This is a genomic window from Dyadobacter bucti (assembly GCF_005869225.1).
Lineage (GTDB): Bacteria > Bacteroidota > Bacteroidia > Cytophagales > Spirosomataceae > Dyadobacter > Dyadobacter bucti.
The window spans coordinates 43,900-68,341 of record NZ_SWFP01000010.1; the positions used below are offsets into that span (position 1 = coordinate 43,900).

Sequence of the window (24,442 nt, forward strand, 5' to 3'; positions counted from 1 at the left end):
GCCTTCAATTGTGCGGAATTGAAGACTTCTGGAACGGGCGAGGGAATTTTTACTATTTTGCAAGATATTAAATTTGAAATGATATGTCCTTAATAAAAGCCTGCCTTTTTGATCTTGACGGAGTAATTGTGGATACGGCAAAGTACCATTACCAGGCGTGGCGCCAGCTAGCCAATGAGCTGGGATTTGATTTGACCCTGGAGCAAAATGAGCAGCTGAAAGGAATTAGCCGCATGGAGTCCCTCGATATTATTCTTGCCATCGGCGGGGTAGAATTGTCGGAGGAGGAAAAAGTACGACGTGCAACGGAAAAGAACGTCAGGTATCTGGAACTCTGCATGCAAATGACGCCAGAAGATACCCTGCCCGGCGTTCGTGCTTTTTTGGATGAGCTCAAACATCGATCAGTAAAGGTAGGTCTTGGCTCGGCCAGCAAAAATGCCAAAGTGATCCTGGAAAGGATCGATATGCTTTCTTATTTCGAAACGATTGTTGACGGCAACCGGATTACCCGGGGAAAACCGGATCCGCAGGTTTTTCTGCTGGGAGCGGAGGATCTGAATACCCCACCTGCCAACTGTGCCGTATTTGAAGATGCAGTGGCAGGAATTCAGTCAGCTATTGCCGCTGGGATGCTGGCTGTGGGAATAGGAGAGAAATCCGTTCTTGCCGAAGCTGATATCGTGGTACCCGGCTTTGTGGGTTTTCATTTTTCTGATCTGGGGGATTGAGAGATCTTCTCGCTGCCGAGCTGAGCTCGGTAACATAAAGCGCACCGAGGAGACCTCGGCGCTAGCGAGGGTTTTAATGAGATGAATATATACTTTACCGGTCATATAACACGTTGTTGGTCAGTGATGTATCAAACCAGTTTCCTGATGAAAAACCTGACATTTGTTTCCATTCTTGCCGTTTTATCCTCCTGTGCCGATGAAAGTTCAAAGACCGTCGAGCCTGCCGCCAAATTGAAGGAACCGGTTGTCACTGCTTCTGAGAAACCGAACTTTTTGTATGTTGTCGACGGTGAAAGAGTGTCATTGCAGGAAGCCAGGCCTGCTTTTCAAGATCAGTTTTCCAAAACCCAAATCGTGACAAGTAACGATACGCTAAGAGCCAGATATGGTAACGATTGGCGTTATGGCATCGTCATGATTTCTACAAACAAGCGCAAAGAGATACCGGGAGATCTTTAATTCGACAAAACTAACACGTCGGCCATACCGCAACCTCCTCAGGCACTCCAATCTGTTCCAAAAGCTGTGTAATATTCTTTTAATCACTGACGCCCGAGCGCCCACCTCCGGCACATACATCCTGGCCCCATAATCCAAATAGCCAGTTCCGACTTGCAGTTCTTTTTCGTTATACAATACCTGTTGACCCAGTTCTGGACTTGTGACGGGGCGGGATTACAGAACCAGTCAAGCGTATGTAAAAAAATAAAGCCCGTACTTGCCGGGCTTTTCTGCGTTAAATATTTGGTAACCTCTTAGGCTTCAACCAAAGTGATACAAGCTCTTTATCATCGTCTATAACTGCAACGCAATTCTTTATAAACTCAACTGCATTGCCTTTCTTTTCAGGGTTTCCAATACATACCCAACCTGTTTGAGTATTTACATACACTGGTAAATCTTCTTTGTTTACGCTATAAGAGCCAATCCCTCCTTCTAAATCATCTATAACTTTTAATATCCCTTTTTGACTTTCAGGAACTTTAAAGTTTGATTTCATTGATTTATTTAGACCACAAAATCCACTTAAATCAACTATTTTACTTTCAGAAGCTTGTAAAGCAATCTTATTTACTATTAACTCTACATCAATCCCTATACCTGTGTATTCCGTATAAAAAGAACATTCATCTTCAAGATATAGTAATTCTTGCTGTCCTATTTTATTATTGTTTTCTATCAAAAATTTCATGTTCGATCTATTTTAGTGCTTGAATAAAAAATGATAGATTGTATTTGTTTCAGGATTGATACCTAACTCAAATATTCCTTTTGAACCTTGGAATGTACCCGGCACTTTCCAATTCATTCCAACTTTGAAGAAAGCATCAGGTACGCCCTTACCTGACTTCATAATATTAGTAATTGTGGATGGCGAATTTATATATGGACGTGTAGCAAGATTTTTAGCAACAGTCTTGGTAATAGTATATTCTCCTGCTTCTATTGCAGCTATTCCCCCCTTAGCGGCGACTGCCAGCCACCTAGCCCAAATCAACCCAATAAGCGGTTTGGCCAACCATTCTATCGGCTTCGCAAACGGTATTACGGCAAAATCGATAGTATGATCACTTTCGATGCCATCGACCGCAGGAATTGGCTGTCCGGGTTGCCAGCTCGCTTCCTGCAAACGTGCATTTACACCGAATGGTTGTTTCGCTTCCGCCGCCCGGATATTCGGGGAATCAGACGAACCCCTCTTCTTGTCCCGCTCCTCTTGCTCGCGCAGCACCTCCCTGAGATGGTACTATCCCCTTTCCTTGCAATTCTCAAACACGTTCTTAAAACGATGAAGCCCCAAACTTGGGGCTCCATCTCTATTACTGTAATAGCTTTTCTAATTTTTTAAAGGCTTCTTCTTTCTCCTTATCTTGATGGGGCTCTAAGAGAACATTCATTAATTGTTCTTCTGTTTCATAATCCCAGACAAAAATTCCTAACCATCCAAGCGCCCAAAAATCAATATTGCCACCTATCTTTTTTGAATTAAATTCCACTCGAATAAGAGAACCAAAATCACCGTTTACAATTGAAATTTGTAAAAAAATAGCTAATGGTGATTTTATGAATTGTTGATTTTGACCGACGCGGTATATATTTTAACAACTCACCGAAACCGACCGTAGCTAGAAAATTGGAGGGAACATATTCAGCCAAATTTTCTGGACAGTTTGTGGTAGTAGCTTGGGACATTTTTTTATTGCAAAATTGTTAATCACTACTCTTGCCTATATAGTATCCCCAATTTCTATTTATCTCTTTAAATGATGGTTCGAATTTTTTTAATTTATTCTTATCGAAATGATATTCATCAAAGTAAATTAATATTTCATTGCTAACAGTTCTGAACTCAATTACCAAACCGTTTGGTGACTGGAAATTCCCTTTAACGTTTATAATATTATATTTCTTCATAAAAGCAAGCAGAAGATATAGCTCCTTCTCTTTTCTCTCGGTAATTTCAATGGAATTTACGATGTTTAGACGATGTTCTTTATTTATTTTAAAGTTATCGACAAAATATACTTTTTGGTCATTTTCAAATATATAGTATACTCCTCGATTTGAAATCGAGTATCCATTAAATTTTTTTACCATGCTTTCTTCCGTTACAATATCATGAAATAAATCTTGTGCATATTCATTTTTCTTTCGACATGAGAATGTAATAATAATTAACATCGACACATACAATATTTTTTGCATAGTTTTATTTGTTTGTTTTCCAAAAATATCCTTTTCGAATTGCTTTTTGGTCTTCTGGAGAATCTCCGCCTAAGGTTACTCCGTAACCTTTTCCGTTTTGGCGTTTTGAATTAAAGAAGCCGTTTAACTCGGAACCAAACTCTACTGATCCGTAGTCAAATCCTAATTTTTTCATTGCCAGCCCCCAGAGAAAATTACCTGCGTCGTAATTGTTATATGCTATATTTCCAGCTATGTACAATACATTATCGGTCTTTGAGTATTGAGCTAAATATTGTACGAAATCCATGTCACCGTGTGCGAGTGATTTAATAAATGCATATGGATACCTGTATAAAATATTTTTTTGTCCATCAACACCAGATTTTTTCAAATAATATTTGGTCATTTTCGAAAATCTCAGATCAAGAGATAATTTACCCTTTTCGACCAATTTTGCGTCATTTTGATCATTGAAATTGAACCTTTCCAGGATCGTGCCCTCTTCATCTATCACGGATCCAGAATATTCGTTCTTACCATCTTCAACGGACCGGACGTATTTTCCATTTTTATCAAATTGGAGCTCGATATCCTCACTCGAGTTTTTTTTCTTTCCAATCCCAAGTTCATTTGCCAAAGCATCTTTGTCTTTTCCTGTATATCGGACCCTGTCGCCCAGGTCAGTTACATCCATACCGTCCGGATCAATCAGATTGATGGGATTGTTCAAAGTAAACGAATAACTCGAAACCGTTCCCATTTCTCCGCCAAAGCATCCACCACACCCCACCTTCCCACTTCCGGCATATACATCCTGGCCCCGTAATCCAAATAGCCAGTTCCGACTTGCAGTTCTTTTTCGTTATACAAATACCTATTGACCCAGTTCTGGACTTGTGGTGGGGCACCGTCGCGGTTGATGTGGGCTGGCTGAAGGGACGGTAATTTCAAAGCATCAAAGAGCGGCTGGCAGAAGTGCCTATCTGCTGCCATTGGTAAACTACGGATTTGCAAAGCGTATCGCCGACGCTTTGGGCGTGACGCTGGATTACCTGGTAGGCGAAGGACAAAGTGCTTCCCTGGACAAAAAAATTATTCAGCGGCTGCAAGCCATTGAACAATTGCCCGAAGATGAAAAGAAACCGTTTTTGCCCTGCTGGATGCCTTTATCAGGGATTTTAGAGCTAACAGCAATACGCGGTATAAGACCTCAGTATCGAAGCCTTATACCGCAATAGAACTTAATTTTGCTTTTCAAAATCATAAGGCGGAAGCTGTGCGCATTCCACGAAGTATGAATTTTTTTGTAAATCAAATTTGATTTTATTACCTAGTAATTCATTGACAGGCTGAACCAAATCTTCACTAATTTCATAAGCCATATACATCAAGGGGTCTTCATCTACTGGCTTAAATATTCTTTTTAATTCTACAAGGTCAATATAATCAATATTGATCTCTTCTTTTAGCCGTTCCGTTTTTCGATTATAAACGGTTATTGATCGTTCGATTTCCATTCTAATTCTTTTTAGTTTTGTGTGGTTCTACCCGGTTTAGCACTTTCTGGTTTAATTTGTCCAGTATTGGGATCCGCTGCCCCCTTATGAACTTTACCACTCTTATTATAGACTTCTACTTCTCCATGCTGAGAATCCCACTCTAAAATATCTCCATTTCTATCTCTCCATCTAGCTCTGCCAGCTTTGGGGCTCACTTTTTCTGCATTTGGAAATCCAGGAAGTGTTTTAGGCGCTGGTGTATAATTTCTAACTTCTGGGCCCCTAAGTACATCACTTGGCACACCCAATCTTTCCAATAGCCTAGCAATTTCCTCAATTGCTGACGGCCTTTTGAGATAAGTATCAAGTTCACTGTAAACAACCGGTATGAGCAAAGGTGCTGCTCTCGGTATCGTTGTTGGCGTTGGACCGGGCCTAAATGTTGGTGAAAAGGATCCCGGTAATATCATCGTCATGCTGGCCGATTGACTACTATTACTTTGTCCACATACTGTTGCCTCATTTGCACTTTGCGTTGCACTTGACCCATCATCAAAAACAATTACATCACCTTGTTTTACTGGTTTGTTGGCATTTGCGCTTGAGGTATCCAAGCCAAAAGGGTCCATGTATAAAATAGGATTATTAAGTACATATGAATAACCCGAAACATCGTGGTTTTTCTCGGCCATAGGATCCACCACACCCCACCTTCCCACTTCCGGCATATACATCCTGGCCCCATAATCCAAATAGCCAGTTCCGACTTGCAGTTCTTTTTCGTTATACAAATACCTGTTGACCCAGTTCTGGACTTGTGGTGGGGCACCGTCGCGGTTGATGCTCAACCCAAAAGGATAGTAATCGGTTTTTTGCAAAATCTTCCCCTTTTCGTCGAAAACAACACGGACATTGCCCAGGTGGTCTTTGAGGTAATAGTCAAAACACAGGGAATCTTTGCGGAAAACGGCCTGGGCGTCAGAAAGCGAAAGCCTTTTGAAAGCATTGGCCCCGTTGTACTCGAAGCCACCGGCATATTTGACCGTCAAGGTATCGGCCACATATTTATGTTTGGTGCCGGATGCATCGTAATCGTAGGCCAGCACGTTGGCACCGATGGTAACGGTCCTGGGCAGGTCCAGGTAGTTGTAGGTGATGGCAGCGCCCCGGTTGCCATCGGTGACCATGTTGCCGTTGCCGTCGTAACCATAGGCACTCATGCCATTCTTGACGCCCAGGCCGCTGCCCGAGCCGTCGCTGAGGGCCGAAAGCTGGTTGCCGGTGTAGGAATAGGCCAGGTTGTCGATGGCCCCGGCGGCCCCATTTCTAATGAGCGTCTTGATGTTGCCGTTTTTGTCGTAGGTGATGCCGCTTTCGGTTTCCTTGTAATTGAAAAGCCCGGAGCTGCCTGTTAACCTGCCCGCATTGTCGTAGCTGAAAGCGAGCCCTTGGGTGAAGGTGTCCTCGGCCTTCCCTGCCCACTGTGCCTGGCTGATGTTGCCGTTGGTGTAGCTGTTGCCATTGGCATAGTCCAGGGCAATGTTGTAAAAAGAAGAATCCGCCCCGTTTTCCTTGATCTTGTAAAACGTTTTGGCCTCGGTCAGCCAGCCGCGGATGTTGTGGGTGTAGTTGGTGCGCCTGCGGAATTTGATGCCATCGTCGGAATGCTGCCATTTTTGGGAGAGCTGCCCCAAGGCATTGTAACGCTGGGCCAAAGTCACGGCCTCTTTCCCCTCGCCACCGACAGAAACTTTTTCTTTGACTTCCAGCAGCCTGTCGGCATGGTCGTAGGTGAAAGCTTGCAAATGTACCTGGATGCCGCCGACAAGTACCTGTTCGGTTTTCTGCTCTGAAACCACGGCAGCCAGGTCGTACTTATAAAGCATTGAGCTCCGCTCAATGGCCGCAGCGCCCAGATCGTGCAGCTGTTTGACGGCCTGCAAAGGTCGGTACTCGTTGTCATAATAAGTGACGCTGGTCAGCCAGCCGCCCGCCCCGCCGTTGCCCGGCAGTACCCTCGCGCGGCCGCCGGTAACATGCCCTTTGACCAAATTATTAAAAGCAGGGTAATAAACAGGTGAATAAGACAAGCCCGCTGCTTTTGAAAAAGCATAATCATCATAAAAAACAATTGTCAGCAGGTCGGCCTCAGTGGCATTGAGGGGCGCTGTTTTGTTGAGGGTATAGCCTGCCAAGGTCCCGTTGGCGCGGTCTTCATGGTGCTGGGTGCCTGCATCGACAACGCCCGCCCAGCTTTGACGGGTAGCGGCAGAGGCAATTTCCCCGGTAACGGCCGGCCGGTTCAGCGGGTCATATTTGGTGAAAGCCCACACGCCCCGGGCCAGATGGTTGGCATCGCGGGACAAAACGGGCCGGTCGTACTGGTCGAATACCGTCTCCAAAAGGCCCGCACCGGGCAGTTTGCTGACAACCACCCGCCCCCTGTCATCATAACTGTACAGAAAAGCAAAATTGGCCGCATTGGCATCGTCCTGGTACTGGGGCTGCAATACGGCGCGGAGCTGGCCCAGCTCGTCGTAAACATAGTAGGTGGCCAGTGTCACGGCCCCGGCAATGACGCGGCAGACCATTTGGCCCTGCCGGTCGGTGTACTCGCGGGTGACGTTGCCCTGTTCGTCGGTGATTTGCTTGCGGAAGAGCGTGCCTGCACCATAGCTGCCTTGCTGGGAAACCGTCAGCAGGATGTCGGCATTGGGGGCATAGTCATAGCGTTTGACTTCACCGGCCACATTGGAGCCCAGTACTACGGAGGCGGCAGCACTTTTGCCGCCCGGTGCCTGGTTGCCGGTGGCCCTTCCCAGGGGGGATGCTTCAAAGAAGGTTTCCTGGTAGGCCCTCGACAGGTTGTCGGCTTTCAGGCCGGCAGTGTTGGCGGTGTAAAAGGCGGCCTGGGATGCCGCAGCCGCTGGCTGGAAACTGCCTCCCCCGCCAGTGACGGGGTAAGGCAAGTACTGCCTGGGCTCCCTGCCATACTCATCGTATTCGGCCGGGGCGACCATATCCGCGCCCGAGGGGCTTTGGCCTACCTGGACCGTCTGGACTGGCCTTGCCAGCCCGTCGAAGTACCGGACCTGTACCTGAACTTTGCCCACATCGTTGGGGTTGGCACCGGTTTGTTTGTAGGTGCGTGAAAGGACATAATTGCGCTCGCCGCTCTGGGCCAAGGCAGTCTGCAATGCTGCAAGGAACAGCAGGGATTTTAGAAAAAAATGCATGTGTGTATTTTTTATAAATGGAGGATAACTACTGTTTTACAACGCGGTGGGTGGTTATGACGCCGCCCGCACGCGTAACCTTAATGACATACACGCCCACGGCCAGATGTGAAGTGCGGATTTCGCCCTGTTGCCCAGGGTGAATATTTGATGTGTCATGCACCAGTTTCCCATATATGTCATAGATCTGCACCTGGTCGATACTTCCCTCTTCCAGCCGCAGATTCAGCTGTTCGCCCATGGTGATGGGGTTAGGATAAAGCATGATATCGTTTGGTTTGTCGAAGCTTAAGGCCTCGATTTTGCTGTAAGCAAATGTGCTGTCCAGGTCGGTCATTTTGAGGCGGTAAAGATTCTGTCCGCGTACAGGAAAGGCATCTGTAAATGAGTAATTGCGATTTGCGTTTTTTTCAACAATACTACCGGCCGGCCCATTGGTTTGGGCAGGAATGCTGCCAATCCTTTCCCACTGTTTTCCTGTTGTGCTGCGTTCAATTTCGAATTGGTCGCTGTTTAATTCTTCCGCTGTTTCCCATTGCAGAAAGGCTGTTTCAGTTTCTTTTCGGGCAGTAAATCGGATCAGTTTTACGGGCAGCGGTACTTCGGAGCTATCAGCAAGGAGTATCAGAGAAGCCGGATTTATCACGCCGCTGATCGGTGCCAGCGGACCGCATGCGATATTCTGCCCAGCCTGATTGTAGCAAAATGAAGCCCGTAGTGCACCGCCGGCACTGTTGTCACGGATGTTTATGAGCCTGTTGAATTCTTCGTATTCATAAAAAAGGACTTTTCCATTGGGATCGGTAACCGTTTCTACACCTACGAGTGGTTTATGAGTATAACCAATGCTTTGGGCAGGGGCATTTCCGTCACTTTCGGTTTTCTTTTTCAGCAGATCGGTGCTGCCGATGTCACCGGTTGTGAAATATTCCAGTTGGGTGATATTGCCGCCTCGATCCTTGTATGTTAAGAGATTGCCGCGCTGATCATAAGATAAAAATGCTATGTCGGTGCTCGCAGCCTGCGCTGTGCCCAGTTTACTCTCCGCTGTCTGTGGCAGGTATAATTGCGGCGGATAAAGTGCATAGATGGTCTTATGCCATTTGACAGGGGTAAAAGTCTGGACATTCCCGCTCACAATAGCCAGCTGTGTGGCTGTCTCAACCGGAACCGAAATCATGTTTTTGCCAGTCATGGCAACTGAGACGGGATCAGCGAAGTCAAAAGGGTATTTAAATAGAGTTTCCAGCTGACGGTCGTATACCATTACCTGCTCAGCATTGATGGTAACCGGTACTTTGGCAGGGCCTGTCTTGCTGTCGGTGGTTACGATTTTGACCGGTTGCAGATATGTGCTGCTATAAGTATACTCCGAAACAGTCTGGGTAAAGTGGTTGAGGTCCCCATCCTGATCGTAGGTGATTTCCCTGCTGTCCTTCAGGCGGTTCCAGGCACTTTCTGTTTTGTAGCTAAGGCCGAAGGTGAATCCGTCCGTGGCTTTTACTTTGAAATGTGGAAACAACTTGTCGACAGTAGACTCGTATGTGTTGATAATCGCCCTGACGGGTTTGTTCTGACCATTGTAATGGGTTTCATTGAGCAGGCTTCCGTTGAGGTAATGAACAATATTCGGCATACTGGCTTCCGTGACGGACTTGTTGTTCATAATAGGGCCGCTGTAAGGACTGCAGTTGAAGCTGCCGACACTATACAGAACCGGCTGCACCGCACAAGCAGGTTGCCCGCCGCCTTGTCCCCAGGCCATACAGAAAGTGGTGCTATTGGTAAGCTCAACCTTATTTTCGTACTGATAAGCCGAGTATCCGTTAGCGAGTCTTGTTGCCCCGTCGAAAGTGATCACTACATTATATCCAACCGGGTGCCCCTGTGCGCTGCTGCCCATCGGGTGGCGCGATGCAGAGGAGTAAAGCACGCCGCCGTCCACCCATTCCATGAATGTGAGCGCGGCCATGAGCTTGCCGGTTTTTTGGGCAGTACCAGGGTCCTGGTATTCATACTGATTTTGTTTTTTCAAAGCCCCGTTGCTTTCCTTATGCTCAATCTTTTTGATGCGCGTTCCGCCGCCGGCCATCTCCACGCCTCCTATGAAGTCGTGCACATTCAGCACGGGTGTGACAGTATTCTGTATGCTGGCGTTGGTGAAAGTATTGGCTTCCCAGGTATAAGTTGTTTTGCCGCCTGACGGATAAGTGATGTCTGTGAGAGCATTGGCGGTGATAAAAGCAGCATTGGCATTACGGTCGGCGCCGGTCGACAATGCGGCTGGTAATTTGAATTGGGCGCCGCTCACCACCTGATCGGAGGGAAGGAGAGTGTTTCTGGTATCATTGACGGTCGCTCCGTTGAAATAGCCCCAGTAATCCTGCTGGTAAGAATTTTTGTCGGGAAGGTTAACCGCACTATTGTACGCCAGCTGATAGGCTGGAAGTGTACTGGCCCCGCTTTTCTCCTGTACGCTGAGCAGCTTTAAGCGTTTTCTGACAACATCGGGCGCATTGCTGTTGCTATTGAAATAATCGTAGGTGAAAGCCGTGGTTTTCACAATAGTTCCGCCGGGTGTCTGGACTTCTATCCGGTCGAGTTTTAAACTGCCGGCAGGGCGGTCAGAGCGGCTGCTACGGAAAAATTTAACTTTGCCATTTGTAAAAACGATCTCGTCCAGCAACACCTCCTGACTGAGTACTTCCGAAACCCGCCACCGGAAATTGGGATCGCTGTCAGGACCATTATTGGTGCTGTAAAATGTTTCTGTTCCCGTTGGCAGCTGCCCAACATAGGGGCCGGTGGTGTATGAAAAAGTAATGGCATCTGCCGCACTCCTGTTTGCAGATTTTATTTTAGTAACATACCAGGCACCGACGTGCTCGACGGCCGCAGAGGTATAAAGCGGACCACCGTATTCCACCACATTCTGGAATTTGACAGTTCTTTTAGGGCCGGGGTCAATCACCTTCTGGATTTCCCTCTGATCAAAAGTGTATTCTGTCCCGTTTGGGAATGTCAGAATGAAGTTCCACTGTGCAGGCTGAGCCCCGGTTATAGTGATTTTGACTGCATCTTTTGTCAAAGATCTGGCGGTATAGAGTCCGCCGGGCAGCGGTTCGATCACAAACTGGCCGCTATAACCGGCGATGCTGTACGAAAAAAGATCGAGTTCGGCATCTACGACCGGCTCAAATCCGGAAATGGTGGTCATGTCACTCAGTATTCCGGCCAGCTCGGCGCCTTCGGGCGTGCTCCCGCCTCCGATGCTGTTGGCTGTGAAAATCCCATAATTTCCCTGGGAGAGGTTGATACAAAGTGCGGGGGCAGTGTTTGCTGTGAGTTCAACCAGCCGTCGCCATGCGTTTCCGTCGCTTTTCAGGTCATCGCGGCCGCGGATCTGCCGCCGGATCGCGCCACCCGCCTGGAGCGCCCAGCCCAGTCCGACCTGGGAAGCCTCTTCTTCCACACGGATGCCTGAACCGTGGTACTGGATGGAAATGGGAAGCTCGGTATCTGCGTTTTTAACAGTATAAACTGGGATTGCGATAGAAGGCGTGCCGGTATAGTAGCTCACGGGGATGTCCATGAATTTTCCGAGTGACGATACATTTGGTGAGGAAGGAATTACTGCGGGAAAAGCGCTTTGGGCCTGAATGACATTGGGTATTTCCGGTTCTGGGATGCTCGTGGTGTCGTCCGGATCTTCGGGTAACTGAGCCAGTGAATGGTGGAGGATGGCAACACCCAACAGTAGCAATAAGGTAATAAAAGTGTGTTTCATGTTTGTTTAATGAATAAATTGATGATTCTCGATGTAATGGAACTTTTGGCATTTAGACGAAGTAGTTGACCCGAGGTAACGGAGGGTTCTTAATTATTTCATATTTTCACATCTTTGGAATGGCTTGCCGGTAAGACAAGACGTTTTTTTCTAGAAAATCAGACAGCCCAACGCTAAATGAAAAATTACATCACCCATCACGAATGGAGTATAGTTGAAGACGGTTTCCACGCTGCAAACAATGAGATTACCGAAAGTTTGATGAGTCTGGGAAATGGCAGAATGGGGCAAAGAGGTAATTTTGAAGAGACTTACTCGGGTAAAACACTATTGGGTAACTACGTAGCCGGAGTGTATTTTCCGGATAAAACACGGGTCGGCTGGTGGAAAAATGGTTACCCTAACTATTTTGCAAAAGTCCTCAATGCCTGCAACTGGATAGGGATCGATATCAAAGTAGGAGAGGAGGTACTGGATCTCAACACCTGCACCGTCGACGATTTCCGGCGCGAGCTGAATATGAAAGAAGGTATCCTGGAAAGAACTGCAACCGTAACACTTCCCGGAGGAAAGCGCCTGAAAATACATTCAACGAGGTTTTGTAGCATGGCAGATGACGAATCCGGAGCGATTTGCTACAAAATCACTGCCCTGAATTTTGATGATACCCTGACCATCACGCCTTATCTCGACGGAAATATCCGCAACCGGGATTCCAATTACGACGAGTCCTTCTGGACGGAAATACATAAGGAGACGAGCTTTTCGGAAGGATATCTGGTGCTGGAAACTAAAGGAAATCCTTATGGCGTGGAACAGTTTCAGGTGGCGACAGGCATGCGCTTCGATATCAAATTAAATGGTCTTAAAACGGATTATCAGTCGCTGCCCGTAAAATATGAAAAATATGTGGCAGGTACTGTGCATATCGATATACGGGAGGGGCAGGAGCTTACGGTTTACAAATATGCCGTCAATTTATCGTCTACCAATTATGATAAAGAAGTATTGGTGCAGGAAGCGAAAAATTACGTCGGCCGGATTTCTGAAAAGGGCTTCGAGCAGTTGTATGCCGAACATGTAAAAGTGTGGGAGGCGAAGTGGGAAAGAAACGATATCACGATCCAGGGGAATATCGCTGCCCAGCAGGGAATCCGGTTCAATATTTTTCACCTCGGACAAACTTACACCGGCGAAGATGAACGCCTGAACATTGGCCCCAAAGGCTTTACCGGCGAGAAATACGGTGGTAGTACTTATTGGGACACGGAAGCTTATTGTATCCCATTTTATCTTTCCACAGCCGATCAGAAAGTGGCGCGTAACCTGCTCGTATATAGGTTTAAGCACCTGGAAAAAGCAATTGAAAACGCGGGAAAGCTAGGATTTCAGGATGGTGCGGCGCTCTACCCGATGGTAACCATGAACGGCGAGGAATGCCATAATGAATGGGAAATTACTTTTGAGGAAATACACCGGAACGGGGCGATTGCTTATGCAATTTATGACTATACCCGGTATACAGGCGACGAGACCTATTTATCTGACTATGGGCTCGAAGTTTTGATCGGCATTTCGAGGTTCTGGAAACAGCGGGTCAATTGGTCGGAGGATAAAAAGCAATATGTGATGCTGGGTGTGACCGGGCCGAATGAATATGAAAATAATGTCAATAACAACTGGTATACCAATTACATTGCCTGCTGGACGCTCCGTTACACACTGGAAGTGATTGGCAAACTCTGGACGGAAAATTCCCGTCGTCTGAACGAGATCATCCTCCAAACACATTTTGACCTGAACGGTGAAATGGCCGCGTGGAAGCACATAGTAGAAAATATGCATTTCCCATATGATCAGGAAAGGAAAGTCTATTTACAGCAGTCCGGTTTTCTGGATAAAGAAATCCTGACCGTCGATGATATCTCGGCGCACAGGCCGATTAATCAGAAATGGTCGTGGGACCGTATTCTCAGGTCGTGTTTTATCAAGCAGGCGGATGTTTTGCAGGGGCTTTATTTCTTTGAAGACGAATTTCAGGCAGACGATATCAGGCGGAATTTTGAGTTTTATGAGCCTATGACCGTTCATGAATCGTCGCTTTCACCTTGCGTGCATTCTATTTTGGCGGCTAAAATAGGTTTGCGTGACAAAGCCTATGAAATGTATGTCCGTACTGCTCGTCTGGATCTCGACGATTATAATAATGATACGGAAGACGGGCTGCACATCACTTCCATGGCCGGTACCTGGATGAGCGTCGTGAAAGGTTTTGCAGGTCAGCGCGTGAAAAACGGATCGTTATCCCTCAATCCGTATATCCCCGAGCAGTGGAATTCCTATTCTTTCAGGATTGGTTTCCGGGACGCTTTATTGCGGATCGAAGTGACCAGAGACGGGGTGTCCGTCAGGAATATTACCGACAGTCCGATCACCATTTTATTATATGGGCGGCCACTCGAAGTAGGCGCACTTGCTACGGTAATGCAAACAGGGCTGGGATGAAATAATAATGACGGGGTAATTGATTATCTTCACTCACTATGTTGAAGCGTGTAATCCGGTGTGTTTTTTCAGGTTTGGCGCTGATGTTGATGGTTTTATGCCCAGATACGTCGGTGGGTCAGGATTTTGGCGAATGTCAGAGGATCCTTAAAGAAATACTTCCGGTCTTTAACAGGTCTTTTGAAGAAAATAACCCGGCATTATTAAAAGAAGAATCTTATCAGCTCGCCCTGCGGCGGTTGCAGTCGGCTTATACCATCTACCATAAAGAACATTTCGAGCCGTCCGATTCAGTGCAGCGGATGAACAATGAAGCTATCATACTGGCTTTGTCCGGGAATCCTCAAAAGGCACTGCGCGTCATGGAAAACCTCGATTTGTCTGAACAAAGTCCGCAGCTGCATTACAATCGTGGATTGTTCGCGATGCTATCGGGCAGATATCAGCTTGCCCGAAATGATTTTCAGGATGCGCCAGGTGGTACGATGGCCAGTCTCAACGCCCTGGTATCTTACGGTAAGGAAAAGAAATATCAGGAAGGTTTGAATTTCGCGGGGGGGAACCCGGCCAAAAAATCAGACGGGAAATGGAATTACAATACCGGCCTTTTTTATAAGTACAACGGACAATTTGCCGAGGCCGTAGATGAGATTTCGTCGGCTATCAGGCAGAAAGACGGAATGGCATACCGCCTTCAGAGAGGTGATATCCTGATGCGTACGGGAAATGAAAAACGGGCCGTGAAGGATTTCGAAAAAGTTTCCCGCGTTTATCCGAAAGCACAGATCAGGTATGCCAATGCATTGCTTTCCCTCAATCAGTTTGGCGCGGCCAGGGCAGTTTTCGAAAAATACCTTGAAAGCGAGGACCGCATGTTCCGGGGAGATGCGTACCTGGGTATGGGGCACTCGTTGTACGGACTGAAACAGATCACTGAAGCCCAGCGATATTACCGGCTCGCGTCTACTTTGAAAAAGGAAACACCGGCACTGCAGTCAGGAATTGGGAATACATTTCTTTCTAAACGTGAATATCAGACTGCTTACACGCTTTTTGACCGGGTGATCAAAAAAGACTCTACTTACCTGCCTGCTTATCTCGGGCGGGCTGTGGCTAATTACGGGCAGAAAAAATATGATCTGGCGCTCGATGATTTTAAGAAAGCGGAAAAGGCATTGAATCCGGATAACAAGTTTTTTGCGGACTTATTTGTAACCAAGGCATTTTCAGAATATTACCTGAAAAAAAGTGCTGCTGCCCAGGAGGATTTTGCCAAAGCGATCCGCCTCGATCCGGCCCGGTATGAGGCTCTGGCCGGTATGAGCAGCATTATGATTGACCAGAAACGGTTTTCCGAGGCAGGGCAGTACTTGGCCAAAGCGCTGGTTTATGAGAAAAATTACGACCGGATGTGGAGCAACTATGGAAATCTGCTGCTTCATTTTGATATGTTCAAAAAAGGTTTTCAAGTGTTCAGGAGAGCGGTTTCTTTAAATCCTGCCAATATCAATGCGCAAAACGGCTGGGGTGTGGTACTCCTTGAAAACGACCAGCTTGATCGGTCCATGGCCTTATTTGACAGCCTGACTAAAGAGAATCCAGAGTTACCTTTTTTGCACAACAACCACGGGATTGTTCAGGCGTATATAGGAAACAGGCATGACCAGAAGCATCATACGGAGGATGCAAATGCGCGGTATGATGGTGCGTTTGAAGACTTTAAGAAAGCCATGCAGACAGCGCCTTCCAGGAGTTTCTATAATGTGAACCAGGGGAATGTTTACCGCTACATGCAGAAATACGATGAGGCAAAAATGAGCTACCAGAGTTATCAGGATAAAAGCGCGTTGAATAATACGGCTGTGATGTATGCAGGACTCGAACGGATCAAGGATGCGAAGTATTACCTCGGGATTGCGCTGGAAATCGATTCGTTGCACCGCGTTTTCCAGTATAATATGACAGTTCTGGCAAAGGGGAAACAAAAGGAAATGATGCGGCTAGTGGCCTCTTCCGATGAAAACAGCCCTTTTTCGGACATTGCTATCAAGTACAGCCGCGACGGTTTTGTGACGCTCTATTTGTATGATTACGAATATGATGTGCTGGCATTTCCCGGTCGCCATTATATGCCTTTGCCAGTGGCCGAGTACAAGGAAGATTACTTTATCCCCGATTACGACTTCCAACTGGTGGCTTATGAGAAGAAGAAAACCAAAGGTCCCAGGAAAAAGAATGTGAAATACAGAAGTCAGAAAGTGAAACTTCCGGGCAGGAGCCGGTCAGGTACAAAATGCCCAGTGATTTTTTGAAGTATCGGTAGTTTGGGCACAACAAACATGCATTGGGAAATTTTTTCTACGAATCAAATCTCCGTATTCCCCCGATTAAGAAATAATTTCCACTATTTCATGCACATGTATCAGCCGGCAAGATCCGACTTCTCGTTGTTATCTTTAAAAATGTTCTTTACCTCTACAAAACTGATCGGCTTGTCCAGAAAGTAGTCTGCCCCAAGCCGGAAAGCTTCTTCGCGCAGGTTTGTCATTGCACTCATCATGACGATCCACGTCTTCTTATTGGCTGTCGCTTTTTTAATTTTCAGGATTTGGTTAATGCCCTTTCCATCTGGTAAATTGTTGTCTATAAACACCCAGTCCGGGCTGATTTCGGCAACGCACTCCATTCCCTCAGCCAGTGAAGAGGCAATTCTGATCGCCGCATCGGGAATTTTAATATTCAACTGCTTTATGAGAAAATTGCGCATCAACACCCCCAAATCCTGTTCATCTTCAATGATTACAATTTTCATAGCTATGTGTTAGAAGTAGATCTTTAGTCATTGGAGGATATATCTTGTTTTTTGAGATGTAAAAAATCACACGTTCGGCAGACTAAATTGCAATAACCCTGCCATTTACTACCCCTATTTAAAACTTGCCCCCGGTGATGCATAACCGTTTAGGCGGCCATAGGTTGTGATCATGCTGTGGAATGTTGTCCAGGTTTTTGCTCCGTTTAGGTGGATATTTTTGCAACATTTCAAAGGCACCTGTTCATTTTTTGTTAAAGTTCTGAATTAAGTATCTTATATTCAGTTATTTAAATATATGCAATTTAATGTATGGAAGATTGGTACAGCTTTTGGAGCATGACGGATACTACACAAAATGAATTTTTCACATTAAATGGTATTACATCATGGGAAGTAATAAAGCTTTTTTAGGAATTATTACCGCAGCTGTGGTAGGGGCGCTGATCGGGTTGCTTATTGCTCCGGAGGATGGCTACAAAACGCGCAAGAAAATTAAAAGAAAAACCAACAGTCTCGCCAGCGACCTGATCGAAGCGCTTGAAAAATCGAAGCAAAAAGTGTCGGATGCGACAGATACAATTCAGGAAAAAGGGAGTCAATATGCAGATGAGGCGGCCGCGAAAGTCGACGAATATGCGGATGCGGCGGGCAAAGAGATCAACAAATTCTAGATAAAAAGCAAACTTGATCAACTTATGAAAAGCGTCTCACTGAATCCTGAAAATGTCAGGGAAAGTTCACCGGTGGCCGGCACCGTAAATTACGTCCGCGATTTGCTGACAGCGGGCCCGGGCGGTGCTGCTGGCAAGGGCCTTGAACTTGGCGTTGGAGCAGTACTAGCCAAGACGGCATTAAAGGGTCTGCCCGCTCCTCTTAACTTTCTGGCCCCGCTGATTGCCGAAAAGGTGATTATGAAACACGGGGTGGACGGCGGTAGGGAGCTTCTGCTCGTAGGCTTACGCTGGTTGAAAAGAGTAACTGACGAAAAACCCGAGGAAGAACTTGCGGTAGGTACTGCCTGAAAGTGAAGCTTCTATCATCAAATAACCGGCCCCTTGCATTCGCAGGGGGTTTTCTTTTGCATTTGACAATAAATTCAGACGTTGTAAATGGTGTAGTACGCATTGTTGAGGTACTTTTTGTGCCGAGGCAAGAAATTTGTTTCTTGATAAAAATGATCTTTTAATTCGACCGGAAATTGTACGATTACGGGTTTTCGATTTGAGGCTGTCTATCAGATTTTGGATGTAGTATTACTTTTTGCCGCGACATATTCATTCGTTTTTTTTGCCTGTTATTTTTCGAGGCTTTAACTTAACAGTTTAGTAGCCTGACGTTTATAATAGAGAGGTCAGCGAGTAAGAATAGATCACCGGTAGGGTATCGAGGACCGTTTTTCCAAAGGAAAGCAGCGTATTCGGGATGAGGGAATCTAAACGAAAAATGTGTATTAAATCTACATTCTGAATAATTATACTCAGTCTGTGGAAAATACTACGCAATCTTGGACCGTATCAGTTTTTTTTACTGCTTGTAAGATAAAGAATCGTAAATTTAAAGGATGTAAAAAGACACACCTGGGAGTCGGCAGGGGGCAAAAGGCTTGATTGCAGAACGTATACAATCCTTTTTGGAGCCCGGGGAGCAGTTAAAGAGAGTTTTAATTTTATTTTTAGTTGCAAGATGCAAAGACAGACGCAGACGCAAAGACAGACCCTGAAATATTCTCCGTTGCAAATTCAGATGCTGAATTTACTGCATTTGACAACTATGGAGCTGGAACAACGAATCAAAGAAGAGTTAGAAGAAAACCCTATTTTAGAAGAAGGGAAAGAAGAGAGTACTTCCGAAGAGGCGCCCGAGGAAATCGGTGACCCCGATGCTGCGTTGCCGGGTGAAGACAATTCGGTACAGGATTATTACGATTGGGATGAGTTCAGAGACGATGATATCCCCGATTATAAAACCTATGCAAATAACCAGTCAGCCGACAACGAGCTATATACACGTCCGATGGTTGAGACAATGTCCTTCCGGGATGATCTGAAGCAGCAGGTGCATTTTTTAAGGCTGGATGAAAGGCAGCAGCTCATTGCCGATTTTATTCTTGATTCACTGGATGAAGACGGCTTCTTGAGAAGAGAGAGTGATGTGATCGCGGATGATATTTCGTTTGCGAACAGCATGTTCATTGATACTGATGAAGTGAATGCCATGCTTAAGGTGATCCAGCAGCTGGAACCGGCCGGTATAGCCGCGAATGATCTCCGCGAATGTCTGCTGATCCAGCTGCAAAGGATGGAAAACAGGGATGAAACCTGGCGGTGGGCGTGCAAGATAGTTACCGATGCATTCGATGAACTGGGTTCCAGGAACTATGATAAAATCATGCGGATCAGCGGCCTTGACGAAGAATCTCTGAAAAAGGCCATTCAGCTCATTACTACGCTTAATCCGAAACCGGCTTCTGGGTTGCGGAACGATTCGATCATTAACGAGAGCATCAAGCCTGATTTTATGCTCAGGTATACCGAGGATGGTGAAATAGAAGTCCAGCTGACATGGGGCAACAGCCCGGCGCTTAAGTTGAACAAGCTGTTCACGCAAATGGCGGAACAGAAAAACGATAAGGCGACGAATCAGTTTCTGAAAAGCAAAATGAATTCTGCGAAATGGTTCATAGATGCGATCAAGCAGCGCGAAAACACGATGTTGAGCACGCTGAGGGCAATTGTAAAGCTTCAGTACGATTATTTCCAGACTGGGGATATTAAAAAACTCCGGCCTATGATCCTGAAAGATGTTGCCGAGATCATTAATATGGATATTTCCACGGTTTCACGGGTCACTACGAACAAGTATGTACAGACTCCGTTCGGAATTGTTCTTTTAAAAGACCTGTTTACGGAAGGCGTTACCAATGAAGACGGAACGGAAGTTTCCAATCGCGAAATTCAGGAGGCAATACGGGAAATTGTAGCGGTAGAAGATAAGAGACACCCGTACAACGACCAGCAGATCACGGATATGCTCTCTGAAAAAGGGTATTCGGTAGCGCGCAGGACGGTGGCGAAGTACCGTGAACAATTGAATATCCCTACCGCAAGATTAAGAGTGACCATTTAAGGTTTAATTAAAATCACAAGCACAAACTAAGACAAAGCCCCATAATCTGGCATGAAAAAAATTGTTGTTGTTGATGACGAGGCAGACATTTGCTTCCTGTTGAAGAGGTTTTTATCAAAAAATGATTTTATAGTAGAAACGGCGCAAAATGGCAAGGATGGCCTGGCATTGATCGATTCAATATCACCGGATCTTGTCATGACCGACTTCCGTCTGGGTGACATTACGGGCACTGAGCTGTTGACAGCTATTAAATCCAAGAGACCAAATCTGCCGGTGTTGATCATTACAGGCTATTCTGATATCAAGGTAGCCGTAAATGTGATGAAGTTGGGTGCTTACGATTATATCACCAAGCCACTTTTTCCGGACGAAATATTGGTGACGGTTAAAAAGGCGATCGCCGATGCCGAATCTTCCCAAAATGAAGAACTTGAATACGCATCTCCGGAAACGGGTGCCGTAGAAACAGCCAAGCCAGTCAGGAAAATGCACGCGCGTACCAAAGCAGGGTATGTGACAGGGCAAAGCGAAACCTCAGAAAACCTGTTCAGACAGGTGGACCTGGTGGCGCCGACCAATTTCAGCGTGATTATTTATGGCGAAAGCGGCTCGGGAAAAGAAGCAATTGCCCAGGAAATCCATAACAGGTCCAGGCGGAAAGATATGCCTTTTGTAGCTATGGATTGTGGTGCAATATCCAAAGAACTGGCTGGTAGTGAGCTTTTTGGTCATGAAAAAGGTTCGTTTACGGGAGCGCTGCAAACCAAAATCGGCCATTTTGAAATGGCCAACGGTGGTACCCTGTTCCTGGATGAAGTATCCAATTTATCCTACGAAATACAGGTGGCATTGCTGCGTGTAGTGCAGGAACGTAAAATGCGCCGGATCGGAGGTTCAAAGGAAATTGATCTGGATGTGAGGATTCTGGTCGCGAGTAACGAACGGCTGCTGGATTCAGCAAAAAATGGCAAATTCAGGGAGGATCTTTATTACCGCTTCAATGAATTTACGATAGAAGTTCCTGCCCTGCGAAACAGAAAAGACGATCTGATGGTGTTTGCGACCACCTTCCTGGAATCTACGAATGTTGAACTTAATAAAAATGTGACAGGATTTTCGGAGGAAGTTAAAAACGATTTCCTCAGCTATTCATGGCCCGGTAACCTGCGTGAACTTAAAAATGTGATCAAGCGGGCGACTCTGCTGTCTGACGGCGAGCTGATCGAAGAAAAATCGTTGCCTTTTGAAATTGTCAATTATAAAAAACTGAAAGATCTGGACGAGGAGCCTGTTTCGCAACTTTCAGGCGTAGTAAGCATAGCCGACACTACCGATGTCGAAGACTCTAAACCGAGCCTGAAGACGGTGGCTAATGAGGCGGAGTATGATATGATCATGCAGGTATTGAGGGATGTCAATTTTAACAAAAGCAAAGCCGCAAGATTGCTTAATATCGACAGAAAAACCCTTTACAATAAAATGAAGCAATTTGATATATAGCAAGAAAAGGTTGAGGGTAATGCGCTCATTTTAAATATTGTAATGAATACTAGAATCATTAAAGTACTGCTTGTCGACGATGACGAGGACGATTATTTCCTGACCAGAGAGTATTTCCAGGACCTGGTAAACTGGAAATTCGAAATTGTCTGGTGCTCAACTTTTAAGGACGCCGAGCAGCATATCAGTTCCAATAAATATGATCTGTACCTGTTTGATTATCTGTTGGGGGAAAAAACGGGGATCGACCTGATCGAACTTGCCTGCCAGTTTGAATGCGAGGAACCTATCATACTGCTTACCGGCAAAGGAGACACAAAGATAGCTGTGGAAGCTCTGCGGCTCGGTGCGGCTGATTATCTGATCAAAAGCGAGCTGGATGCTGAAAAACTGGAGAGAAGTATCCGCTATGCCCTGGAAAGGACCTCGGTACTGAAAGCGCTGAAACATAGCGAGCGCAGATACCGGCGAGTTTTTGAAGAATCAAAAGATTTTCTCTTTATATGCGATCTGGAAGGCAATGTAATAGATTTCAACGCATCTGCCAGTGTGCTCACAGGCTATCAAGAAGAGACACTGAAACTGATGAACATTCGTGAAATGATTGAAGATCCTCAGTTTGATATGCTATGGAAAAACATCAGTAACCAGACCATCCATGATTATGAAGTACGTTTGCTGACCAGGGACGGGGACAAAAAATACTGTCTTTTTTCTGCTTCTGTGGAGACCGACGATGATCATCCGTATATTCAGGGCAGGTTTCATGATATGACCGCCAGAAGGCAGTCGGAAAGAGAAAGGCTGTTTTCTGAGAAAATGGCGGTAACCGACCGGCTGGTGCGCATGTTGGCGCATGAAGTAAGGAATCCGCTTACCAACGTTAATCTCTCCGCGGAACAGTTGGAAATGGAGCTGGTCGATGAGGACCAGAAATTCTACACCCAGATCATCAAAAGAAACTGCGGACGGATCAATGACCTGATCTCGCAGCTTCTGCAGCCTTCCAGCTCTGCAGACATTGAACTGGTGAACAGTTCGGTACATGCTGTTCTGGATCACGCCATCAGTTCTGCGCTCGACCGTGTGCAGCTGAAAAGGATCCAGATCGAAAACCTGTATGCAGAAGAGCATCTGGCATTGCCACTTGATCCCGTGTCCCTCGAAATGGCTTTTCTTAACCTTATTACCAATGCTATCGAAGCGATGGAAGAGGACAAGGGAATCCTGCGGATTACCACGAAGAGTCAGGGAGATGCTATCCAGGTGATTTTTACGGATAATGGGTCGGGCATAAATGAGGAACATATGGAGAAAATCTTCGAGCCTTATTTTACAAATAAAAACAATGGAATGGGTATTGGTCTGGCCACCACAATGAGTATTATTCATGCTCACCACGGACGAATCGATGTACAGTCGAAAATGGGTGCCGGAACCACATTTACATTGACTTTTCCTACTGTTTCATAATAATCGGCGAAACTCAGGGATTCCCGGGGTTTCATGCAACGATCATTCCTACCTTCGCGTAATTCAAGAAAAAGTCGCTTGGTATGTTATGAAATCACTTTCTACGATACTATTGATGGCCATTACGGCCTTCACTTCCTTTTCTCAGGATACCGATTATTACCGCAAGATTTATTCACGGCCTATCGGCACCAAACCGCATACAGCCGAATCGCTCTTAAAAACTATGGGTGATGTGCGTATCTCGAACCGCTGGTATGCAGGCGCAGATGGTTTCTTGAGGAACGATAAAAGCACACTCTCCAATGATTTCGACGGACTGATCGGCACCCAGTCGCCGACGATTTCCGCGTGGAGTGCGGTGGTGGGCTGGGTATCACAAGAGCAATGGACCTTGGAAGCGGAATATGCGCGCTCAGCAATTCACAACGTATTGCTGATCAATGGTGATAATCCGATGCGGTACAATCTTGAAAATGATAAGAACAGCCTGATGCTCAGAGGTAAAAGGCGATTGCTATTTGGGAAATCGAAAGTACGGCGTTCTGCTTTCTGGGTAGGCGCGGGGATTGGATTTGTACCGAATTCGGGAAACACAAAGGATTATATGGAGTTCTATGGTTACCGGGAGAAGGGGCGAAGGCAGGGCGTAGATACCCTGGCCCTTACCAGCGAAACCAGAACGAACTCGTCCTGGACAGGGCTTGCGGAAGTATCTGCCGAGTATGTTGTCAAAGTAGGGAGGGTTGTTGATATGAGTTTTTTTGCCCGGAAACAATGGGGTATGGGAACCTCCGTTACAACCGACCTGGCCTATTTTGTGAATGGAACCGAAATCGAGAATGCTCAAATCAAGGGAGATGGTACGGGCTGGAATTTCGGTGTGTCATTGCGGTATGTTTTCCATTTGGGCTACGATTTTTCTTCGATCAGGATTAAGTAGGGTGTCGCTCGGAGTTCGGCCGCCGGGCGGCCGAACTGTGACGGTGTTTTGCTTGACTGTTCAGCTAAGGTCTTGTTTGTAATTTATTGAAAATTAAATACTAAATGTCATCATGGGCGCTGCAGTCGAAGTC

21 protein-coding genes are annotated in these 24,442 nt (G+C 46.1%); 11 read left to right on the forward strand and 10 right to left on the reverse strand.

Annotation, left to right across the window (positions count from 1 at the left end):
• The first annotated feature begins 83 nt into the window (after window positions 1–83).
• Both pgmB and FBF61_RS27575 read left to right on the forward strand, forming a co-directional pair.
• A complete protein-coding gene (gene pgmB / locus FBF61_RS27570; RefSeq protein ID WP_138483536.1) occupies window positions 84–731 on the forward strand; it encodes a beta-phosphoglucomutase in 648 nt (215 codons plus the stop codon).
• A gap of 147 nt (window positions 732–878) precedes the next feature.
• The gene (locus tag FBF61_RS27575; protein ID WP_138483538.1) at window positions 879–1,193 is read left to right on the forward strand and encodes a hypothetical protein; all 315 of its coding nucleotides are present in this window, start codon (window positions 879–881) and stop codon (window positions 1,191–1,193) included.
• Between the two features lie 277 nt (window positions 1,194–1,470).
• On the opposite strand, the gene FBF61_RS27580 is transcribed toward FBF61_RS27575, so the two are convergent.
• The 6 genes from FBF61_RS27580 to FBF61_RS27600 form a co-directional block, all read right to left on the reverse strand.
• On the reverse strand, window positions 1,471–1,926 hold the full coding sequence (locus tag FBF61_RS27580) for a hypothetical protein (RefSeq protein WP_138483540.1): 456 nt from the start codon (window positions 1,924–1,926) through the stop codon (window positions 1,471–1,473).
• A 12-nt stretch (window positions 1,927–1,938) separates the two neighbouring features.
• Window positions 1,939–2,466 (reverse strand): hypothetical protein, encoded by a 528-nt coding sequence (locus FBF61_RS27585; RefSeq protein ID WP_138483542.1) that lies wholly within the window; start codon window positions 2,464–2,466, stop codon window positions 1,939–1,941.
• Window positions 2,467–2,554: 88 nt separating this feature from the next.
• Window positions 2,555–2,731, reverse strand: a complete 177-nt coding sequence (locus FBF61_RS34730) for a hypothetical protein (RefSeq protein WP_166444622.1) — start codon at window positions 2,729–2,731, stop codon at window positions 2,555–2,557.
• A gap of 214 nt (window positions 2,732–2,945) precedes the next feature.
• Window positions 2,946–3,440 (reverse strand): hypothetical protein, encoded by a 495-nt coding sequence (locus FBF61_RS27590; protein ID WP_138483544.1) that lies wholly within the window; start codon window positions 3,438–3,440, stop codon window positions 2,946–2,948.
• A 4-nt stretch (window positions 3,441–3,444) separates the two neighbouring features.
• On the reverse strand, window positions 3,445–4,116 hold the full coding sequence (locus FBF61_RS27595; protein WP_138483546.1) for a hypothetical protein: 672 nt from the start codon (window positions 4,114–4,116) through the stop codon (window positions 3,445–3,447).
• 32 nt (window positions 4,117–4,148) lie between these two features.
• A complete protein-coding gene (locus tag FBF61_RS27600; RefSeq protein WP_138483548.1) occupies window positions 4,149–4,415 on the reverse strand; it encodes a hypothetical protein in 267 nt (88 codons plus the stop codon).
• Between FBF61_RS27600 and FBF61_RS27605 the strand changes: the two genes are divergently transcribed.
• A complete protein-coding gene (locus FBF61_RS27605; protein WP_138483550.1) occupies window positions 4,415–4,660 on the forward strand; it encodes a hypothetical protein in 246 nt (81 codons plus the stop codon). The genes FBF61_RS27600 and FBF61_RS27605 overlap by 1 nt on opposite strands.
• 3 nt (window positions 4,661–4,663) lie before the next feature.
• Here FBF61_RS27605 and FBF61_RS27610 read toward each other — a convergent pair whose 3' ends face one another.
• From FBF61_RS27610 to FBF61_RS27620, 3 genes are read right to left on the reverse strand one after another with little or no spacing between them, the layout of a single operon-like run.
• A complete protein-coding gene (locus FBF61_RS27610; RefSeq protein ID WP_138483552.1) occupies window positions 4,664–4,939 on the reverse strand; it encodes a DUF7683 domain-containing protein in 276 nt (91 codons plus the stop codon).
• An 11-nt stretch (window positions 4,940–4,950) separates the two neighbouring features.
• Entirely contained in the window at window positions 4,951–8,157 is a 3,207-nt protein-coding gene (locus tag FBF61_RS34920) for a DUF6443 domain-containing protein (RefSeq protein WP_138483554.1), read from the reverse strand.
• 28 nt (window positions 8,158–8,185) lie between these two features.
• A complete protein-coding gene (locus tag FBF61_RS27620) occupies window positions 8,186–11,944 on the reverse strand; it encodes a T9SS type A sorting domain-containing protein (RefSeq protein ID WP_138483558.1) in 3,759 nt (1,252 codons plus the stop codon).
• Window positions 11,945–12,121: 177 nt separating this feature from the next.
• Here FBF61_RS27620 and FBF61_RS27625 point away from each other — a divergent pair, with 177 nt between their 5' ends.
• Both FBF61_RS27625 and FBF61_RS27630 read left to right on the forward strand, forming a co-directional pair.
• Window positions 12,122–14,449 (forward strand): glycoside hydrolase family 65 protein, encoded by a 2,328-nt coding sequence (locus FBF61_RS27625; protein WP_138483560.1) that lies wholly within the window; start codon window positions 12,122–12,124, stop codon window positions 14,447–14,449.
• A 38-nt stretch (window positions 14,450–14,487) separates the two neighbouring features.
• Window positions 14,488–16,761: a tetratricopeptide repeat protein gene (locus tag FBF61_RS27630; protein ID WP_138483562.1), complete on the forward strand. Its 2,274-nt coding sequence runs from the start codon at window positions 14,488–14,490 to the stop codon at window positions 16,759–16,761.
• 110 nt (window positions 16,762–16,871) lie between these two features.
• Here the strand turns inward: FBF61_RS27630 and FBF61_RS27635 are convergent, their stop codons facing one another.
• Window positions 16,872–17,261 (reverse strand): response regulator, encoded by a 390-nt coding sequence (locus FBF61_RS27635; RefSeq protein WP_138483564.1) that lies wholly within the window; start codon window positions 17,259–17,261, stop codon window positions 16,872–16,874.
• Between the two features lie 389 nt (window positions 17,262–17,650).
• Here FBF61_RS27635 and FBF61_RS27640 point away from each other — a divergent pair, with 389 nt between their 5' ends.
• The 6 genes from FBF61_RS27640 to FBF61_RS27665 all read left to right on the forward strand — a co-directional run bounded on the left by FBF61_RS27640 (window position 17,651) and on the right by FBF61_RS27665 (window position 24,309).
• Window positions 17,651–17,935: a YtxH domain-containing protein gene (locus tag FBF61_RS27640; protein WP_138483566.1), complete on the forward strand. Its 285-nt coding sequence runs from the start codon at window positions 17,651–17,653 to the stop codon at window positions 17,933–17,935.
• A gap of 24 nt (window positions 17,936–17,959) precedes the next feature.
• On the forward strand, window positions 17,960–18,286 hold the full coding sequence (locus tag FBF61_RS27645; RefSeq protein WP_138483568.1) for a hypothetical protein: 327 nt from the start codon (window positions 17,960–17,962) through the stop codon (window positions 18,284–18,286).
• 661 nt (window positions 18,287–18,947) lie between these two features.
• Complete coding sequence (rpoN, locus tag FBF61_RS27650) at window positions 18,948–20,390, forward strand: RNA polymerase factor sigma-54 (RefSeq protein WP_138483570.1); 1,443 nt, start codon at window positions 18,948–18,950, stop codon at window positions 20,388–20,390.
• A gap of 51 nt (window positions 20,391–20,441) precedes the next feature.
• Window positions 20,442–21,893 carry a sigma-54-dependent transcriptional regulator gene (locus FBF61_RS27655; RefSeq protein WP_138483572.1) on the forward strand — a complete coding sequence of 484 codons (1,452 nt, stop codon included), beginning with the start codon at window positions 20,442–20,444 and terminating at the stop codon, window positions 21,891–21,893.
• 42 nt (window positions 21,894–21,935) lie between these two features.
• Window positions 21,936–23,366 (forward strand): hybrid sensor histidine kinase/response regulator, encoded by a 1,431-nt coding sequence (locus tag FBF61_RS27660; protein ID WP_138483574.1) that lies wholly within the window; start codon window positions 21,936–21,938, stop codon window positions 23,364–23,366.
• Window positions 23,367–23,454: 88 nt separating this feature from the next.
• On the forward strand, window positions 23,455–24,309 hold the full coding sequence (locus FBF61_RS27665) for a hypothetical protein (protein WP_138483577.1): 855 nt from the start codon (window positions 23,455–23,457) through the stop codon (window positions 24,307–24,309).
• Window positions 24,310–24,442: the final 133 nt, after the last annotated feature.

Coding starts and splice junctions, on each gene's coding strand:
- FBF61_RS34920 (WP_138483554.1), bottom strand. CDS start 8,157: ATGCATTTTTTTCTAAAATCCCTGCTGTTCCTTGCAGCATTGCAGACT.
- FBF61_RS27645 (WP_138483568.1), top strand. CDS start 17,960: ATGAAAAGCGTCTCACTGAATCCTGAAAATGTCAGGGAAAGTTCACCG.
- FBF61_RS27595 (WP_138483546.1), bottom strand. CDS start 4,116: ATGGATGTAACTGACCTGGGCGACAGGGTCCGATATACAGGAAAAGAC.
- FBF61_RS27660 (WP_138483574.1), top strand. CDS start 21,936: ATGAATACTAGAATCATTAAAGTACTGCTTGTCGACGATGACGAGGAC.
- FBF61_RS27640 (WP_138483566.1), top strand. CDS start 17,651: ATGGGAAGTAATAAAGCTTTTTTAGGAATTATTACCGCAGCTGTGGTA.
- FBF61_RS27665 (WP_138483577.1), top strand. CDS start 23,455: ATGAAATCACTTTCTACGATACTATTGATGGCCATTACGGCCTTCACT.
- FBF61_RS27655 (WP_138483572.1), top strand. CDS start 20,442: ATGAAAAAAATTGTTGTTGTTGATGACGAGGCAGACATTTGCTTCCTG.
- FBF61_RS27580 (WP_138483540.1), bottom strand. CDS start 1,926: ATGAAATTTTTGATAGAAAACAATAATAAAATAGGACAGCAAGAATTA.
- FBF61_RS27575 (WP_138483538.1), top strand. CDS start 879: ATGAAAAACCTGACATTTGTTTCCATTCTTGCCGTTTTATCCTCCTGT.
- rpoN (WP_138483570.1), top strand. CDS start 18,948: ATGCAAAGACAGACGCAGACGCAAAGACAGACCCTGAAATATTCTCCG.
- FBF61_RS27625 (WP_138483560.1), top strand. CDS start 12,122: ATGAAAAATTACATCACCCATCACGAATGGAGTATAGTTGAAGACGGT.
- pgmB (WP_138483536.1), top strand. CDS start 84: ATGTCCTTAATAAAAGCCTGCCTTTTTGATCTTGACGGAGTAATTGTG.
- FBF61_RS27620 (WP_138483558.1), bottom strand. CDS start 11,944: ATGAAACACACTTTTATTACCTTATTGCTACTGTTGGGTGTTGCCATC.
- FBF61_RS27630 (WP_138483562.1), top strand. CDS start 14,488: ATGTTGAAGCGTGTAATCCGGTGTGTTTTTTCAGGTTTGGCGCTGATG.
- FBF61_RS27610 (WP_138483552.1), bottom strand. CDS start 4,939: ATGGAAATCGAACGATCAATAACCGTTTATAATCGAAAAACGGAACGG.
- FBF61_RS27635 (WP_138483564.1), bottom strand. CDS start 17,261: ATGAAAATTGTAATCATTGAAGATGAACAGGATTTGGGGGTGTTGATG.
- FBF61_RS27590 (WP_138483544.1), bottom strand. CDS start 3,440: ATGCAAAAAATATTGTATGTGTCGATGTTAATTATTATTACATTCTCA.
- FBF61_RS27600 (WP_138483548.1), bottom strand. CDS start 4,415: ATGGCAGCAGATAGGCACTTCTGCCAGCCGCTCTTTGATGCTTTGAAA.